Origin of the sequence: Agrococcus sp. KRD186 (genome assembly GCF_017168255.1) — a bacterium.
Taxonomy (GTDB): Bacteria; Actinomycetota; Actinomycetes; order Actinomycetales; family Microbacteriaceae; genus Agrococcus.
This window is the reverse complement of record NZ_JABFAP010000001.1, coordinates 2,655,103-2,671,660: the sequence shown is the minus strand read 5'-3', so window position 1 is coordinate 2,671,660 and position 16,558 is coordinate 2,655,103. Positions and strand designations below refer to the sequence as shown.

The following is a 16,558-nucleotide window of genomic DNA, read 5'->3' as shown; positions in this document are numbered from 1 at the left end:
GGGGCGGATGCGCGGCGCGGCTACGCGGCGCTGCCTGCGGCCGCGGTCGCCTCGTCATCGTCGTCGGGCGGCAGCACGCACCAGTGCTCGGCCAGCAGGCCGGCCCCGAGCTGCACGAGCCCGCCAGCGGCGACCACGGCGACCGTGACCACCGCGTCGCCGACCACGACGGCGCGCGTGGTGAAGAACACGAGCGCGCCGAGCGCAGCACCGCCCAGCATCGCGCCGACGAGCGACGAGGCCTTCGCGAAGCCGAGCACCGAGGTCGCGTGGCGGTAGCCGATGCGCCGCTTGCCCTGCGCCGCCTGCCGCACCGGCCACGCCGCCAGCAGCAGGATCGCGCCCATCAGCGCCAGCGCGACGCCGAGCGTGAAGGGCAGCACGAGCGCGGGCCTGCCGCTCATCACCAGCATGGTCTCGAACAGCCAGGTGAGCACGGCCGCGATCACCACGGTGAGCACGATCGGCGCGGGCCGGGTGCGGTTCACTCCAGCCTCCACGCGTCGCCGTCGGCATAGTCGGCGAGCTCGGCGATCGGGCCGTGCCCTGGCAGCTCGGCGTGCGGCTCGATCTCCAGCCACGGCTGCAGCACGAACTGCCGCTGGTGCGCGCGCGGGTGCGGCAGCACCAGCCGGTCCTCGGCGTGCTCGATGCCGCCGACGGTGACGATGTCGATGTCGATCGTGCGCGGTCCCCAGCGCTCGGTGCGCTCGCGTCCCAGCGCATCCTCGACCGCCTGCATCGCGTCGAGCAGGTCGATCGGCTCCATCGTCGTGCCGACCAGCACGGCGATGTTGACGTAGTCGGGCGTGAGCCCCTCGCCGTCGGGGTGCCAGGAGGGCGACTCCCAGGCGCTCGAGCGCTGCAGCACGCGGATGCCGTCGATCGTGTCGATGGCGCGCACGGCGGCGTCGATGGTGGCGACGCGATCGCCCAGGTTGGCGCCGAGCGAGAGCACGGCGCGGCGCTCGGCGGTGAGCCTCACGGGCGCTCCCGCCCGCGGTGCACCGTGACGGCGACGTCGCCGAAGGGCACGGCGATGGGTGCCGAGGGCTTGTGCACGGTGACGGATGCGTGCTCGACGCGAGGGTGCGCGAGACACACGCCCGCAAGGCGGTCGGCGAGCGTCTCGATCAGGTCGACGGGGTCGCGCTCGATCGCCGCGACCAGCTGCTCGGCGAGCTCGCCGTAGTGCACGGTGTCGGCGACGTCGTCGCTCGTGACCGCGTCGTGCAGGTCGACCGAGAGGTGCGCGTCGACCACGAACTCCTGGCCGTCGCGGCGCTCCTCGGGCAGCACGCCGTGGTGGCCGAAGCCGCGCACGCCGCGCAGCTCGATGCTGCCGTGCAGCTGCGGCGGCTCGAGCATCGCGCCGGTGGCGAGGTCGATCGACCAGCCGTCGGCTCCGTGCGCCGCAGCGGCAGGCAGCCGCTCGGCGTGGTGCATCGCGCCCAGCGCGCGCAGCGAGGCGACGGTCGAGGCGACGTCGTGCACCCGCACGGCGGTCGCGCCGCGCTGGGCGGCGAGCAGCGAGGTCGCGGCGGTCGCGGCGTCGCGCTCCTCCGAGGGCGCCCCGTCGGGCACCAGCTCGCCCAGGAAGCGCTTGCGGCTGGTGCCGACCAGCAGCGGCGGGCCGATGCGGGTGAAGCGGGGCAGCTCGGCCAGCAAGCGCCAGTTGTCGCCCGGCTGCTTCGAGAAGCCGAAACCCGGGTCGAGGATGACGCGCGAGCGCGGGATGCCGGCCGCCTCCGCCGCCGCCAGCCGCTCCTGCAGGTGGGCCTCCACCTCGGCGACGACATCGTCGTAGTCGGTGTCGACCGTCACGTCGATGCCGCGCGAGTGCATCAGCACGATGCGCGCGCCGCCGGCCGCGACCGTGCGCAGCATCGCCTCGTCGTGCAGGCCGGCGGTGACGTCGTTGACGATCTCGGCGCCCGCGGCCATCACCGCCTCGGCGGTGGAGGCGTGGATGGTGTCGACCGAGACGCGGATCCCCTCGCGCACGAGCTCGGTCACCACCGGCAGGATGCGCGCGCGCTCCTCTGCGGGGTCGATCGGGTCGGCACCGGGGCGCGTCGACTCGCCGCCCACGTCGATCACGCCGGCGCCCTGCGCGCGCAGGCGCCGCGCGTGCGCGATCGCGGCGCCCGCGTCCACGTAGCGGCCGCCGTCGCTGAACGAGTCGGGCGTGACGTTGAGGATGCCCCACACCTCTGGCAGCTGCTGCACCGCTACCTCCGCTCCCCGATCAGCGCCATGATCTCGGCACGCTCGATCGGCTCCGCCAGCTTGCCGCGGCTCGCCACCGTCACCGTCGTGGAACCGGCCTGGCGCGCACCGCGTGCCTGCACGCATCCGTGTGCCGCCTCGATCACGACGAGCACGCCGCGCGGCTCGAGGCCCGCGTCGAGGGCGTCGGCGATCTCGTCGGTGAGGCGCTCCTGGATCTGCGGGCGGGAGGCGATGACGTCGACCACGGCGGGGATGCGGCCCAGGCCCGTGATGCGATCGCCGGGCAGGTAGGCGATGTGCGCGACACCCGTGAAGGGCAGCAGGTGGTGCTCGCACATCGAGCGGAACTCGATGTCGCGCAGCAGCACCATCTCGCCCGTCTCGCCCTCGAGGCCGAGGGTGTCGAGCTGCTCGGTGGGGTCGGCGCCGACGCCGGCGAAGTACTCGGTGTAGGCGGTGGCGACGCGGCGAGGCGTGTCGAGCAGGCCGGCACGCCCTGGGTCGTCCCCGATCGCCACGAGCAGCTCGCGCACGGCGGCCTCGACACGCGCCCGGTCGACAGCCATCAGGCCGGGGCTTCGCTCTCGACGTCAGGCTCGACGGCCTCATCGACGTGCTGGGAGACGGGCAGCTCGATCGGCGGGCGGTCGCTCACCGGCCGGTCGGGGTGCGAGAGCCACTGGGGCCGCTCCGGCAGCTTCTGCACGTCGTGGAAGAGCTCCTCGAGCGCCAGGTGGTCGAGCGTCTCGCGCTCCAGCAGCTCGCCCGCCAGCCGGTCGAGCACGTCGCGGTTGGTGTTGAGCACCTGCCACGCCTCGGTGTGCGCCTGCTCGATGATCGCCCGCACCTCGCGGTCGACGGTCTCTGAGAGGGTGTCGGAGTAGTCGCGGCTCGAGCCGGTGTCGCGGCCGAAGAACTGCTCGCCCTGCGCGCTGCCGAGCTTGACCGCGCCGATCGCGCTCGTCATGCCGTACTCGGTCACCATCTTGCGGGCGATGCCGGTGGCCTTCTCGATGTCGTTGCCGGCGCCGGTGGTGGGGTCGTGGAAGACGATCTCCTCGGCGACCCGGCCGCCCATCGCGTAGGTGAGCTGGTCGAGCAGCTCGTTGCGGGTCACCGAGTAGCGGTCGTTGACCGGCAGCACCATCGTGTAGCCCAGCGCCCGGCCGCGCGGCAGGATCGTCACCTTCGTGACCGGGTCGGAGTGCCGCATGGCCGCCGCCGCGAGCGCGTGGCCGCCCTCGTGGTAGGCGGTGATCAGCCGCTCCTTGTCGTTCATGATGCGCGTGCGCCGCTGCGGCCCGGCCATCACGCGGTCGACGGCCTCGTCGAGCGACTCGTCGGTGATCTGCGTCTCGTTGTTGCGCGCGGTGAGCAGCGCGGCCTCGTTCAGCACGTTCGCGAGGTCGGCGCCGGTGAAGCCGGGCGTCTTGCGCGCGAGCACCGCCAGGTCGACGCCGGGAGCGATGGGCTTGCCCTTCGCGTGCACACCCAGGATGGTCTCGCGCCCCTTCATGTCGGGGGCGTCGACGCCGATCTGCCGGTCGAACCGGCCCGGGCGCAGCAGCGCCGGGTCGAGGATGTCGGGACGGTTGGTGGCGGCGATCAGGATCACGTTGGTCTTGACGTCGAAGCCGTCCATCTCGACCAGCAGCTGGTTGAGGGTCTGCTCGCGCTCGTCGTGGCCGCCGCCCAGGCCCGCGCCGCGGTGCCGGCCGACGGCGTCGATCTCGTCGACGAAGATGATCGCGGGGGCGTTCTCCTTCGCCTGCTCGAACAGGTCGCGCACGCGGCTGGCGCCGACGCCCACGAACATCTCGACGAAGTCGGAGCCGGAGATCGAGTAGAAGGGCACGCCCGCCTCGCCCGCGACGGCCCGTGCGAGCAGAGTCTTGCCGGTGCCCGGGGCGCCGTACAGCAGCACGCCCTTGGGGATGCGCGCGCCGACAGCCTGGAACTTCGTCGGGTCCTGCAGGAACTCCTTGATCTCGCCGAGCTCCTCGACGGCCTCGTCGGCACCGGCGACATCCGCGAACTTCACCTGCGGCATGTCCTTGGTGATCAGCTTGGCCTTCGACTTGCCGAACTGCATGACGCCCTTGTTGCCGCCGGCCATGCGCGTCATGAAGAAGTAGAAGAGCCCGCCCAGCAGCAGCACGGGCAGCAGGATGCCGAACATCGACAGCAGCCAGTTGGCCTGCGGCACCTGGTCGATGTAGCCGCCGGAGGGGTCGGCCGCGGTGATCGCCTCGACCACCTCGTCGCCGCGTGGAGCCACGTAGTAGAACTGCACGCGCTGGCCGAACTCGGCGTCCGCCTGGCTGAGGACGAGGTCGACGCGCTGCTCGCCGTCGACGATGGTCGCCTGCTCGACGCGGCCGTCCTGGATCATGTCCATGCCGACATCGGTCTGCACCGGCCGGAACTGCGGCGTCAGGAAGAAGCTGAACGCCACGCCGACGATGAGGAGTGCGACGACGATCCAGGGGATCGGCCCGCGCAGGAACTTCTTGAAGCTCATGACGCCCTTCTGAGTCTCGATCGGCCCAGGCTATCCCGCGGGCGAGCGGGGGAATCCGCCTGTTCGCTCACGGCCTGTGCCGAATTCGGCTGCGCTACGACCGCAGCTCGAGGGACATGAGGATGGCGCGGATGATCGGGAACTCCTCGCCGCCCAGGTAGGCCTCGCCGTCGGCGAGCGACGCCACCTGCCAGGGGGCCGCCTCGCCGGCTCCCTGGACGACCACCTCGGAGCCGAAGCCGATGGTGCCGGCGGGCGAGTCGAAGGCGTTGACGATCGGGCACCTCGGCGACTGCGCGTCGGCGGCAGGTCGCAGCCCGACGCTCACGATCCACTGGTCCCCCAGCTGCAGCGCGGCGGCGCCGAAGGCCATCCCGGGTGCGCCCGCCAGCTCGACATCCTGGCGGTCGAGGATCGCGGTGCGCCACGCGACCGCCACGCCGTCGGCGTTCACGCAGCGCCCGTCGCCGGTGTCAGGGCTCTCCCGGTACAGCAGCTGGCGCTGGCCGTCGGCGCGCAGCACATCGACGCCGCCCTCGGCTTCGCTCACCGACCAGTCGGCCGGGATGCGGAAGGTCGCCGCGCCGCTCGGCACCCCGATCTGCTGCCAGCCGCTCGTGTCGACGCCGGCGATCTCGGCGGGCAGCGATGACTCGACCACTGGAGCCGTCGTCGCGGGGGTGGTGGGCGGCGGTGCCGTGATGCCGGGCGGGATGCTCGGCTCCGGCGAGGGGTCTGGCGTCGACGAGCAGGCGACGAGCGCGCTCGCGGTGAGGATGAGCGCGACGACTGCGCTCGTACGGGCACGGGACTGCATCCATCCATCATGCCCCGAGTTGCTCAGGCGCCGCTGAAGAGCCGGCGGGATCGCGACCTCCGCCGCCCGCCGCGACGGCTCGATCACTCGTAGACGTGCGGGGCGAGCACGCCGATGCCGCGCATGTTGCGGTATTGCTCGGCGTAGTCGAGGCCGTAGCCGATGACGAACTCGTTCGGGATGTCGAAGCCGCAGTACTTCACGTCGACCTCGACCTTGAGCGCGTCGGGCTTGCGCAGCATCGTGCAGATCTCGACGGATGCCGCGCCGCGGGATTGCAGGTTGCCGCGCAGCCACGAGAGCGTGAGGCCTGAGTCGATGATGTCCTCGACGATGAGCACGTTGCGGCCCGAGAGGTCGCTGTCGAGGTCCTTGAGGATGCGCACGACGCCCGAGGAGACCGTGCCGGAGCCGTAGGACGAGACCGCCATCCAGTCCATCTCGATGTGGCGGTTGAGCGCCCGCGCGAGATCGGCCATCACCATCACCGCGCCCCGCAGCACGCCCACGAGCAGCAGGTCCTTGCCCTGGTAGTCGGTCTCGATCTGGCGCGCGAGCTCCTGGAGCTTGGCGTGCAGCTCGTCCTCGGTGATCAGGGTCTTGGCGAGGTCGGCCTCGACGTGCTGGAAGTCCATGGGCGCTCCTGGATCGCGTGGCGGGTGCGACCAACCTACCTGGGCGCGCGGCGCCGCGCCGCGCGCCCAGGTGGGCGGATGCGCGGCGCCGCCGAGGCGTCAGCGGTACTCGAAGGAGGCGAGCACCCCGCGGATGGCCGCGTATTCCTCGGTGTCGAGATACGCCCGGGCCTCGTCGAAGCCCACGAAGGTCGGGGGGTTCATCCCGTCGTCGGCGACGATCTGCAGGAGCAGGAAGTCGTACTGCTCCGGGTAGAGCGCCAGGATGCCGGGCTCGCAGGACGCCTCGGGGTCGTTCGTGGAGACGCCGGCGGAGAGCGTGACGCGCCCATCGCCGCCGACGTGCGCGAGCGTCACCGCATGTGCCGTTCCACCGGCGACCTGCTCGCCGAGCGGCAGGCTCTCGAAGACCTCGGTCTGCGGTCGCTCGCAGGGCGAGAAGTCGGTGCCGTACTGGCCGCCGCTGGCGATCGCGATGAACTGCAGCATCGGGGTGCCGGCGGCGTCGCGGACGAGACCCTCGTAGTCGGTCCACTCCGCGTTGCCCTCGACGACCTGCCGCTCGATCTCGGCCGTCCATCCCGGCGGCAGCGACCAGCTCGTGTGGCCGTCGCCGACCTCGAACCGCGCCCAGTCGACCCACTCGGACGCCTGCTCCGCAGGAGCGGATGCCGCCGGCGAGTCGGGCGGCGACGCGGCGCCGGCCTCGCCCGCGCTCGGCTGCGGCGCAGCCGCGGCCGGGGCCGGGGGCACAGAGTCGGCGGGCGCAGCGGTCGCGCAGCCGGCCAGCAGGGTCACGAGCAGCAGTGCCGCTGCTGCAGGGAGCAGTGCGCGTCGGATGGTCATGGTGTTCCTCCCGCTACCGAGATGCGAAGGTTCCCGCACGCCCTGACATGTCCAGCTTCCGGCACAGGTCACCGAGCCGATGTCACGGTTCGGTGACGATCACCGACCGCTGCCGATCAGGCGGCGACGAAGACGAGCCTGCGGCCCTCGCGGGTGACGCGGATGCCGGGCAGGTGGATCGGGCCCTGCCCGTGCCAGTCGGTGACGAGCCGCGAGACCTCGAGGGTCTGCTGCCGCGAGAGCGCGGTGTGGAACTCGCTCTGCACGGCGAGGCGGATGATGCGCTGTCGCAGGGCGGGCGGGTTCGCCGCGAGCGCGCCGGCGTCGAGCGAGAGCCCTCCCTCGGCGTGCTCGACCAGGTCGAGGATCTGCTCCTGCGCGAAGTGGGCGAGCGCCTCGGCATCCTCCCGCAGCGTGTCGGCGGTTCGGGTGAGGGCGAGCGCGACGCCGCCGCCCAGCACGTCGTCGAGCATCGGCAGCACCCTGTGGCGCACGCGCACGCGCAGGAAGCGGTCGTCGTCGTTGTGCGGGTCGTGCCACGGCGCGATGCCGGCATCGGCGCACGCCTGGTGGGTGGTCGCCCGGCGCACCTGCAACAGCGGCCGTCGCAGGAAGCCGATGCGCTGGTGCATGCCCCACAGGCTCTCGGCGCCCGAGCCGCGGGCGAGGCCGATCAGCACGGTCTCCGCCTGGTCGTCGAGGGTGTGGCCGAGCAGCACGGCGACGGCACCCTCCTCCTTGCGCGCGTGCAGCAGCGCCGCATAGCGGGCCTGGCGCGCGGCTGCCTCCGGGCTGCCGTCGGGCGCGACCTGCACGGGGATGATGCGCACGGGGTCGAGGCCCAGCTCCCGCGCCTGCGCCGCGGCGCGCTCGGCGATCTCCGCGCTGCCGGCCTGCAGGCCGTGGTCGACGACCACGGCGCCGGCCCGCAGACCGGCGCGCTCCGCCTCGAACGCGGTGGCGGCCGCCAGCGCGAGCGAGTCGGCGCCGCCCGAGAGCGCAACCAGCACCAGCGAGCCCGGCGGCACGTCGTCGGTCGCCTCGCGCACGGCCCGACGCACGTCGGCGACGGCGGGGGTGAGCCGCGGTCGGCGCTCGTTTTCGGGCATGAAGTAACCTTATGCCGATTCCCCACCCCCACGAGAAGGAGCCGCCGTTGGCCGCCTACGACGTCGTCATCGAGATCCCCAAGGGGAGCCGCAACAAGTACGAGCTCGATCACGAGACCGGTCGCGTGTACCTCGACCGCGTGCTCTTCACGACCTTCGTCTACCCCACCGACTACGGCTTCTTCGAAGGCACGCTCGGCCTCGACGGCGACCCGGTCGACGCGCTGGTGCTGCTCGAGTACCCGGTGCCGCCGGGCGTCTTCGTCACGGTGCGTCCGGTCGGCCAGCTCAACATGGAGGACGACGGCGGCATCGACACCAAGGTCATCTGCGTGCTCGAGAAGGATCCGCGCTGGTCGCACATCCAGGACATCGAGGATGTGCCGCAGCAGGTGCGCAACGAGATCGAGCACTTCTTCATGCACTACAAGGACCTCGAGCCCGGCAAGTGGGCCACGCTCGGCGGCTGGGAGGGCGTCGACGCCGCCGAGGCGACCGTGCAGGCAGGCTTCGCCGCCTTCGACGCGGCGCACGGCGACGAGACCGACGAGCCGGTCGAGAAGCCCGAGGGCGGCCGCGACGTCACGGACTGACCGGAGACACGAGAAGGGGCGGGGCGCACATGGTGCGCTCCGCCCCTTCTCGTCATCGGCGGCGGATGCGTCCGGTTGCGCGCGCGGGGCGCAGCGCGTTCAGCGCAGGCGCACGCCGCGCGCGTTGAGGAACGACTCCGGGTTCACGAGCCCGCCGCCAACGCGGAGTTGGAAGTGCAGGTGGCAGCCGGTCACGTAGCCGGTCCTGCCCTCGTATGCGATGACCTGACCGGCTTGCACTCGCTGGCCGGGCGCCACGCTGGCGGGCTGCATCATATGGTAGTACTCGGTCCTGACGCCGCCGCCATGATCGATGTAGAGCATGTTCGCGCCGTAGACGTCCCGCGAGCGCAGCGTCACGGTGCCGTCGGCGACCGCGTAGATCGGGGTGCCGCAGCCGGCCGCGATGTCGACGCCGGCATGCAGCTTTCGACCGAGGTTGCCGACTGGGTCGTTGCGCCAGCCGTAGCTGGACGTGACGCGGCCGTAGTGCGGGGTCACCCAGCCGCTGCTCGCGGGGGGCGTGACGGGCACCGTGGAGCCGCCGCCGCTGCTCCCGGCGCCGCCGCTGCCGGCGTTGTTGCGCGCGGCCTCCTCGGCGAGCCGCTGCTGCTCAGCGATCGCGCGCTGACGGTCCGCCTCTCGCTCCTGCGCCTCGCGGATGCGGCGCTTCCGCTCCTCCTCGGCCAGCCAGGCCCGGTGCCGCTGCCCGGCCTGGTAGTCGTCCTCGGTCGCGGCACGGTTCTCGACCAGCACCGTGAGCTGCGCCTCGAGCTCGACGCGGTGCTCCTGCTGCGCCTCGACGGCGGCCTGCGCGGCCGCAGCGGCTTCCTGCGCGGCCACGAGCGCGGCGTCAGCGGCCTCCTTGAGCTCCTGCAGCGCGTCGCGGGCGACGGCGGCCTGGTCCTGCAGCGACTGGGCCGTGTTCGCGTCCTGCTGCGCCTGCTCGTAGAGCGTGTCCGCCGTGCCGGCGACCCGGTCGATCATGTCGAGCCGGTACAGCCAGGTGTCGGCCGAGCCGGGATTGGCGAAGAGCTCGGCACTCATGTCGCCGGTGCCGCCGGAGCGCGCGAGCTGCGCCGCGAGCTGCCCCGCCGCACGCTGCGACTGCTCGGCACGCTCCGTCGCCTCGTCGGCCTGCTCCTGCAGCCGCTCGGCGACGGCGACCGCCTCGTCGTAGACGCGCTGCGCCTCGATCGCCTCGGCCGCGCGCTGATCGGCGAGCGCCTGCGCGTCGGCGGCATCCGTCTCCAGCTGGGAGATGAGGGCGCGGATGTCGCTGATCTGCTGATTCTTGGCGGCGACGTTGCCGCGCGCGGCCTCCACCTCGGCCCAGGTCGGGAAGCCGTACTCGTCGACGGCCTCCGCAGCCGGCACGCCCGGCGTGACCAGCGTGGCGAGCATGGCGCCGACCGCGAGGCTCGCGGCAATGCCCAGGCGCAGCCTGCGACCGCGCGAAGGAGCTCGCTCGGCACGTGTCTGCCGGTCGGGCAAAGCCATGGTCGTCCCGTCTCGCGGCGTCGTACCGCCGCTTCGTCCACCATCGTGCACCCGGCTCACCGCGTTCGTCACGACACAATCGGGCCCACGCTACCAAGTTTCATGTTCCACCTGAAGGTTTGTTCAGCAGAACTTCAGGTGGGCGTGTCGCGATTTCGCGTCGGTTTGCACGGAGCTGCAACCGTCCTGTAGCGTTGCTCCTCGGTAGTCGCATGCTTCGGCATACGGCCCCATCGTTTAGAGGCCTAGGACACCGCCCTTTCACGGCGGCAGCACGGGTTCGAATCCCGTTGGGGTCACTCAGTACGGATTTTGGTCTGTACGATGGGTTCTACCAGTTAGGCCCTGTAGCGCAGTCTGGTTAGCGCGCCGCCCTGTCACGGCGGAGGTCGCGGGTTCAAGTCCCGTCAGGGTCGCCATGCCTGAGGCCCTCTCGAAAGAGAGGGTCTCGCGCACGGGCGGGCGCGAGCCCGTCAGGCTCGCAGGAGTCCGGCTCTGTAGCTCAGTTGGTAGAGCGCACGACTGAAAATCGTGAGGTCACGGGATCGACGCCCGTCGGAGCCACAGAGAAGCCCCCGTTCAGCGGGGGCTTCGGTGTTCCCGCGACACTCCTGAGCCTCAAGACACGCCGATGCGACCCTCGATGTCGGGGTCGACGGATGCGTCAGGCCGTCGCGATGAGACCGCGCAGCGTCTCGGCGTCCTCGTTCGCCCCGAACGCGGCCCAGCCCGGCTGCAGGTGCAGGCCGGCGGCCAGCGACTCGAGCACGACGGGGTCGAAGCCGAAGTCGTCGACGAGGCCCGCGACCAGCTCGACGTCGCGCGTGTCGTCGCCCGCGACCGCGATCGCTCGGCGCTGCGGATGCCCGGCGGGCCGAGGCCAGTCGGCGAGGTCGTGGTAGCCCATGTGGTTGAAGGCCTTGACGACGCGCGAAGCGGGCAGGAACTCCTGCACGATCGTGCTCGTCGACCGCTCGGGGTCGGTGAACTCGTCGCGGATGCCATCGGTCTCCCACCAGTAGTTCATGGCGTCGATGACGAGCTTCCCCTCGAGCTGCTCCGCCGGCAGTCGGTCGTACTGCCCGAGCGGCAGGGCGAGGATGACGACGTCGGCCGCGGCAGCGGCATCCGCCGACACCATCGCCTCGGCGCCCGGCGCCAGGTACTCGACGATCAGTCGGATGCGCGCGGCGCTGCCCGAGCCGGCGATGAGCGTGCGGTGGCCGGCGGCGAGCGCGAGCTTGGCCAGCACCGTGCCGATCTTGCCGGCGCCCAGGATGGCGACCGTGATCGTCTCTGACGACGGCTGGCTGCGCTCGGCGATGGACTCGACCTGCTGCGACATGCGTGACTCCCCGGGGTTGCTCTGGTGTCTGACAACAGCGGGCTCGCCGGGCGCATTCCCCGCGCTGGCGTCGCCCATCTCGAGCAGGGTGAGCAGCCTCAGTCGGTCGAGTCGACCAGCGGCTCGTCGTCGGGGTGGGGCTCGGCCCAGCGGTGGAAGCGGCGGCCGGAGAGCCGGGTGAGGTCGATGCGCACGAACTCGCGCTTCACCGTCGGGATGAGCGGGTGGATCGGCAGCGCAGAGGCGGCCTCGATCTCGTCCTGAGCCTCCAGCCGGCGCGCCCGCCCGTGCCCGATGACGCTCCAGGCCTCCTTGACGCCGATGTTGTCGATCTCGAAGACCACGTCGTGGGCCATCAGCGCACCGGCGAGCTTCGTGCCGGGGGCGGTGCGGAAGGTGATCTCACGGCCTGCCGAGTGGTAGTTGACCGGGAACACCTCGAGCAGGTCGCCGACGCGGAAGGCGATGCGGCCGAACTCGAACAGGGCGAGGAGCTTGAGGCACTCGTCCTCGCTGATCTCGTGGACCGGGTTCTCGCGCCCCGCATGCTGGCTCATGGCCTCATGCTCGCACTGCTGCGGCGCTCGCGCCAGGGGGGCCGGGCTCCGGGTCGGCTCCGGGTCGGCTCCGGGTCGGCTCCGGGTCGGCTCCGGGTCGGCTCCGGCTCGGCTCAGGGTCGCCCCTCGGCTGCGAGCCGCTCGGCCAGGCCCGCCTCGTCGGCGAGCCGCGGCTCGGTGGTGCGCTCGGGGATGATGCCGCGCTTGCCGGCGTAGAAGGCGCGGATGCGATCCATGTCGGCCGGCACGTCGCCCGTGAGCCAGACGGTCGGCCCGAGGCCCGTGGTGCCGGTGACCGAGTCGACGAAGCCGAGCGTGACCGGCACATCCGCTTCGTAGGCGATGCGGTAGAAGCCGCTGCGCCACTGACTCGAGCTGCGCGTGCCGTCGGGGGTGACGACGATCGCCGCGCGCGGGTCGGTGCGAGCCAGCTCGACCACGCGCTCGGCGAGCCCCGCGGGGTCGTCGCGGTCGACGGGGATGCCGCCGAGCCAGTGCATGACGCGACCGAAGGGGCCCTGGAAGAGCTCGCGCTTGCCGAGCCAGCGCACCGCCAGGCCCGCATCCCACGAGATGGCGAGCATCAGCACGAAGTCGCGGTTCGAGGTGTGGGGGGCGCCGATCAGCAGCCGTGGCCCCTCGTGCAGCGTGCCGTCCGGCCGTGGCTGCTCACGCAGCAGCGTCCACGGGCTGACCGCCCAGTGCAGCCGCGCGAGCGCGCGGCGGATCGGCATCCTGCGCATCTGCTTCGTCGCCGAGACGGCCGCCGTCAGCGGCGCATGTCGAGCATCGGGCAGTCGAACGGGTCGCGGGCGGCGAGGCCGACGCGGTTCAGGTAGCGGATGACGGCAGCGTAGGCACCGATCAGGCCGGTCTCGACGTAGGGGATGTTGTGCGTCGCGCAGTGCGCGCGCACGATGTCGCTCGCCTTCCGCAGGTGCGGGCGCGCCATGTTCGGGAACAGGTGGTGCTCCACCTGGTAGTTCAGGCCGCCCAGCAGCATCGTCATGCCCCAGCCGCGCACGTTGCGGGAGGTGCGCACCTGCTTGGTGAAGAAGTCGAGCTTCGCGTCGCGGCTCACCGTCGGCATGCCCTTGTGGTTCGGGGCGAAGGATGCGCCCATGCCGATGCCGAAGACGGCCATCTGCACCGCGAAGAAGGCGAGCGCCATGAGCGGCGGCATCGCGAAGAGGAGGAGGCCGATGTACACCGCGAAGTGGGTCGCGATGAGGCCGAGCTCGATCCAGCGGCCGGTGACCGGGCGGCGCTCGAGCAGCGTGCGGATCGAGTGCTGGTGGAGGTTCAGCCCCTCGAGCGTCAGCAGCGGGAAGAACAGCCAGCCCTGCTGGCGCGTGATCGCGCGCTGCAGGCCGCGGGCCTTCTTGGCATCGCTCGGCAGGAACGAGATCGTGTCGATCTCGATGTCGGGGTCGCGCCCGATCTGGTTGGGGTTGGCGTGGTGGCGCGAGTGCTTCGTCATCCACCACTGGTGGCTGATGCCGACGACGCCGGCGGCGAGGATGCGGCCGAGGCGGTCGTTCGCGGGGCCCGACTGCAGCACCTGGCGGTGCGAGGCCTCGTGGGCGATGAAGGCGATCTGCGTGAGCACGACGCCGAGCCCGGCGGCGATGAGCAGCTGGAACCAGCTGTCGCCCAGCAGCACGGAGCCGACCAGCAGGCCGACGAGGGCGACGCCGAGGCCGACCATCAGCCACGCGTAGAAGCCGACGGCGCGCTCGAGCAGGCCGGCGTCGCGGACGGCCTTGGCGACGACCCGGAAGTCGGCGCGGCGGTCCTCGTCGGAGCGCTCGGATGCCTTGATCGTGGTGCGCAGCGCTCCGTGCGTCACCGCTGGTGCGGTCGTCGTGGTCATTCGGCCCCCTCGGGGTCATCGGCGACTTCCCAGCCGGTGGAGGACCCGTCGATCTGCATGATCGGGACCCCGGATGCATTCAGCGTATGCCGTACGCAATGCGGCCAGCCGCATACGCCCTAGGGATCGCACATGAAGCGAGCCCGGCCCCGCACGGGGACCGGGCCCGCCCGCGGCATGCCGGGATCAGCGGGTCGGGACCTCTGCACCCCGGCCGGCGGCAGCCGCATCCGCCCCTGCATCGACCGACTCGTCTGCCTCGTCGTCGAACTCGGACGGCGCGACCGGGGCAGCGCCGGCGGTGGCGATCGGCTGCGCATCAGGGTTGCTGGCCTTCGCGCGCTTCTCGGGCACCGGCAGCTCGCCAGCGGCCCGCAGCGCGTCGTAGTGCGCCTGCGCCTCTGCCTGCCGCACGCCCTCTGCGCCGGTGGCGATGTGCGAGCGGAGGTGCTCGTCGCCGAGCCCGAAGGCCGCGACCAGGTCGAGCGCGTGCGGGCGCAGCTTGGCGAGCAGCCGCTCGATCGTCGAGGTGACCGCCTGCGAGCGGGCACCCGAGAGGCGGCCGTTCTCGAGGTGCCAGGCGGCGTGCTCCTCGACGATGGTGAGGGCGAAGAGGTCGCGCAGGTGGGTGAGCACCTTCTTCGTCGCCTCGGGCGCGCGCTCGACCGCTGCCGAGAGCGCGTCGTACTGCTGCAGCTCGACCCAGGCGCGGGCGGCCTCGATGAGCTGGTGCTGCTCGGCGTTGAACGCGGCAGCCGCCTTGGCCTGGTCCTTCGGGGCGTGGCGCAGGCGGCCGGCGATGTCGGCGACCATCGTCTCGACGCGGTCCTCGAGCAGGTCGCGCTGCACCTCCTGGTCGCGCAGGGCGAGCGACGACTTCTTCACGTTGCGCAGGTCGCGCACGTCCTGGCTGAGCGTGCGCAGGCCGACGAGCGTGGTGGCGCGCTCGAAGAACTGGTCGGCGGCGAAGCGGGCGATGTCGCCCTTCGAGGCGCCCTTGAACTGCTTGGCGAAGTCGCCCAGCAGGCGCTTGCCGACCAGCTGCAGCAGCACCGTGTTGTCGCCCTCGAAGGTGACGTACACGTCGAGGTCGGCGCGCAGCTGCACCAGGCGGTTCTCGCCCATGAAGCCGGCACCGCCGCAGGCCTCGCGGGCCTCCTGCAGCGTGTCGAGCGCCTGCCAGGTGGAGAGCGACTTGAGGCCGGCGGCGAGGGTCTCGAGATCCTCGCGCTCCTCCGGCGTGTCGGTGCGGCCCGAGAAGACGCCGTCGAACTGCGCGAGCAGCCGCTCGTGCGCGTACGCCTGGGCGTAGGCCTTCGCGAGGCGCGTGAAGAGGCGGCGCTGGTGACGGCGGTAGTCGAGCAGCACCTCCTCCTGCGTCTCGCTGGAGGCGTTGAACTGCCGGCGCTCGGCGCCGTAGCGGATGGCGATGGCGAGCGCGGCCTCCTGCGCGACGACCGCGGCGCCGTCGAGCGAGACGCGCCCCTGCACGAGGGTGCCGATCATGGTGAAGAAGCGGCGCCCGGGGCTGTCGATCGGGCTCGAGTACGTGCCGTCGGACGCGACGTCGCCGTAGCGGTTCAGCAGGTTGGTGCGCGGCACCCGCACGTTCGTGAAGTGGAGCCGGCCGTTGTCGATGCCGTTCAGGCCGCCCTTGTAGCCGTCGTCCTCGCCGCCGCGGCCGGGCAGGAACGCGCCGGTCTCGTCGCGCAGCGGCACGTAGAAGGCGTGCACGCCGTGGTCGACGCCGCGGGTGATGAGCTTCGCGAAGACCACCGCGTCCTTGCCGTGCAGGGCGGCGTTGCCGATGTAGTCCTTCCACGCGCCGCGGAAGGGCGTGTGGATGACGAACTCCTCGGTGGCCTCGTCATAGGTCGCGGTCGTGCCGATCGAGGCGACGTCCGAGCCGTGGCCGGTCTCGGTCATGGCGAAGGCGCCCGGCACCTCGAAGCGCATGATCGGCGGCAGGAAGGTGTCGTGGTGGTGCTCGGTGCCCAGGTGCAGCACTGCCGCCCCGAACAGGCCGAACTGCACGCCCGCCTTGATCTGCAGGCTCGGGTCTGCGAGCACGAGCAGCCCGAACGCGGCGACGTTGCCGCCGTGGTCGTCGGAGCCGCCGAGCCGCTTCGGGAAGGCGGCGAGCACGGCACCGTCGTCGACGAGCAGCCGGATCTGCTCGAGCGTGCGCTGCCGATGGTCGGCCATGGTCAGGTCGTCGATGCGCTGGTAGCGCGGGTCGGCGACCTTCTTGAGGGCTCGCAGCCGCTGCTCGCTCCAGTCGCCTCGCAGGTCGCGGCCGAGCCAGTCGACGTCGACGCTGCCGTGCATGCGAGGCTCCTCGCTGCGCTGGCGTCGGGTGCGGTTCGTGTCGGACATTGGTCCCCCTCGGACAGACGTGCGGATGCGGCACCTGCGACAGGTGCATCTCCACGGTAGGCAGGTGGCCGGCCGGGCGCACGGGTGCGTGACCCACCGCACAGTCGAGCGCGCACCGTCGGCGATGCCGGTTGTGCGATCGACACAACCCGAC

Annotated in this window: 16 protein-coding genes and 3 tRNA genes; 4 read left to right on the top strand and 15 right to left on the bottom strand. The window is 71.9% G+C overall.

The genetic code is table 11. The annotated features are described in order from the left end of the window. Window positions 1-20 precede the first annotated feature (20 nt). From J1M46_RS13125 to tilS, 9 genes are all read right to left on the bottom strand, one after another. Window positions 21-488 carry a DUF3180 family protein gene (locus J1M46_RS13125; protein ID WP_206448207.1) on the bottom strand — a complete coding sequence of 156 codons (468 nt, stop codon included), beginning with the start codon at window positions 486-488 and terminating at the stop codon, window positions 21-23. Beyond that, window positions 485-985 carry a 2-amino-4-hydroxy-6-hydroxymethyldihydropteridine diphosphokinase gene (gene folK / locus J1M46_RS13120; protein ID WP_206448206.1) on the bottom strand — a complete coding sequence of 167 codons (501 nt, stop codon included), beginning with the start codon at window positions 983-985 and terminating at the stop codon, window positions 485-487. The genes J1M46_RS13125 and folK overlap by 4 nt, the downstream gene beginning before the upstream one ends. Continuing rightward, window positions 982-2,229, bottom strand: coding sequence for a dihydropteroate synthase (gene folP / locus J1M46_RS13115; RefSeq protein WP_342384378.1), 1,248 nt, complete (start codon window positions 2,227-2,229; stop codon window positions 982-984). The genes folK and folP overlap by 4 nt, the downstream gene beginning before the upstream one ends. 2 nt (window positions 2,230-2,231) lie before the next feature. Then, window positions 2,232-2,798 carry a GTP cyclohydrolase I FolE gene (folE, locus tag J1M46_RS13110; protein WP_206448205.1) on the bottom strand — a complete coding sequence of 189 codons (567 nt, stop codon included), beginning with the start codon at window positions 2,796-2,798 and terminating at the stop codon, window positions 2,232-2,234. After that, window positions 2,798-4,753: an ATP-dependent zinc metalloprotease FtsH gene (ftsH, locus tag J1M46_RS13105; RefSeq protein WP_206448204.1), complete on the bottom strand. Its 1,956-nt coding sequence runs from the start codon at window positions 4,751-4,753 to the stop codon at window positions 2,798-2,800. Before ftsH ends, folE begins: the two co-directional genes overlap by 1 nt. A 94-nt stretch (window positions 4,754-4,847) precedes the next feature. Beyond that, entirely contained in the window at window positions 4,848-5,570 is a 723-nt protein-coding gene (locus J1M46_RS13100) for a hypothetical protein (protein WP_206448203.1), read from the bottom strand. An 83-nt stretch (window positions 5,571-5,653) separates the two neighbouring features. Then, window positions 5,654-6,205 (bottom strand): hypoxanthine phosphoribosyltransferase, encoded by a 552-nt coding sequence (hpt, locus tag J1M46_RS13095; RefSeq protein ID WP_206448202.1) that lies wholly within the window; start codon window positions 6,203-6,205, stop codon window positions 5,654-5,656. Between the two features lie 99 nt (window positions 6,206-6,304). Beyond that, on the bottom strand, window positions 6,305-7,051 hold the full coding sequence (locus J1M46_RS13090; RefSeq protein WP_206448201.1) for a hypothetical protein: 747 nt from the start codon (window positions 7,049-7,051) through the stop codon (window positions 6,305-6,307). Window positions 7,052-7,167: 116 nt separating this feature from the next. Next, window positions 7,168-8,160 carry a tRNA lysidine(34) synthetase TilS gene (gene tilS / locus J1M46_RS13085; RefSeq protein WP_206448200.1) on the bottom strand — a complete coding sequence of 331 codons (993 nt, stop codon included), beginning with the start codon at window positions 8,158-8,160 and terminating at the stop codon, window positions 7,168-7,170. 47 nt (window positions 8,161-8,207) lie between these two features. Between tilS and J1M46_RS13080 the strand changes: the two genes are divergently transcribed. Then, the gene (locus J1M46_RS13080) at window positions 8,208-8,753 is read left to right on the top strand and encodes an inorganic diphosphatase (RefSeq protein WP_274607056.1); all 546 of its coding nucleotides are present in this window, start codon (window positions 8,208-8,210) and stop codon (window positions 8,751-8,753) included. A gap of 99 nt (window positions 8,754-8,852) precedes the next feature. Here J1M46_RS13080 and J1M46_RS13075 read toward each other — a convergent pair whose 3' ends face one another. Continuing rightward, window positions 8,853-10,253, bottom strand: a complete 1,401-nt coding sequence (locus J1M46_RS13075) for a M23 family metallopeptidase (RefSeq protein ID WP_206448198.1) — start codon at window positions 10,251-10,253, stop codon at window positions 8,853-8,855. Between the two features lie 226 nt (window positions 10,254-10,479). Here J1M46_RS13075 and J1M46_RS13070 point away from each other — a divergent pair. From J1M46_RS13070 to J1M46_RS13060, 3 genes are all read left to right on the top strand, one after another. Further along, a tRNA-Glu gene (locus tag J1M46_RS13070) sits at window positions 10,480-10,552 on the top strand. A gap of 42 nt (window positions 10,553-10,594) precedes the next feature. Next, a tRNA-Asp gene (locus tag J1M46_RS13065) sits at window positions 10,595-10,672 on the top strand. A 72-nt stretch (window positions 10,673-10,744) separates the two neighbouring features. Continuing rightward, a tRNA-Phe gene (locus tag J1M46_RS13060) sits at window positions 10,745-10,817 on the top strand. Window positions 10,818-10,917: 100 nt separating this feature from the next. Here the strand turns inward: J1M46_RS13060 and J1M46_RS13055 are convergent. The 5 genes from J1M46_RS13055 to J1M46_RS13035 all read right to left on the bottom strand — a co-directional run bounded on the left by J1M46_RS13055 (window position 10,918) and on the right by J1M46_RS13035 (window position 16,404). Beyond that, a complete protein-coding gene (locus J1M46_RS13055; protein WP_206448197.1) occupies window positions 10,918-11,598 on the bottom strand; it encodes an NADPH-dependent F420 reductase in 681 nt (226 codons plus the stop codon). Window positions 11,599-11,696: 98 nt separating this feature from the next. Then, window positions 11,697-12,155 carry a pyridoxamine 5'-phosphate oxidase family protein gene (locus J1M46_RS13050; RefSeq protein ID WP_206448196.1) on the bottom strand — a complete coding sequence of 153 codons (459 nt, stop codon included), beginning with the start codon at window positions 12,153-12,155 and terminating at the stop codon, window positions 11,697-11,699. A gap of 113 nt (window positions 12,156-12,268) precedes the next feature. Next, complete coding sequence (locus J1M46_RS13045; protein WP_206448195.1) at window positions 12,269-12,889, bottom strand: 1-acyl-sn-glycerol-3-phosphate acyltransferase; 621 nt, start codon at window positions 12,887-12,889, stop codon at window positions 12,269-12,271. 35 nt (window positions 12,890-12,924) lie between these two features. Beyond that, window positions 12,925-14,028: a fatty acid desaturase family protein gene (locus J1M46_RS13040; RefSeq protein WP_206448194.1), complete on the bottom strand. Its 1,104-nt coding sequence runs from the start codon at window positions 14,026-14,028 to the stop codon at window positions 12,925-12,927. Between the two features lie 186 nt (window positions 14,029-14,214). Next, window positions 14,215-16,404, bottom strand: a complete 2,190-nt coding sequence (locus tag J1M46_RS13035) for an acyl-CoA dehydrogenase family protein (RefSeq protein ID WP_206448193.1) — start codon at window positions 16,402-16,404, stop codon at window positions 14,215-14,217. Between the last annotated feature and the right edge of the window lie 154 nt (window positions 16,405-16,558).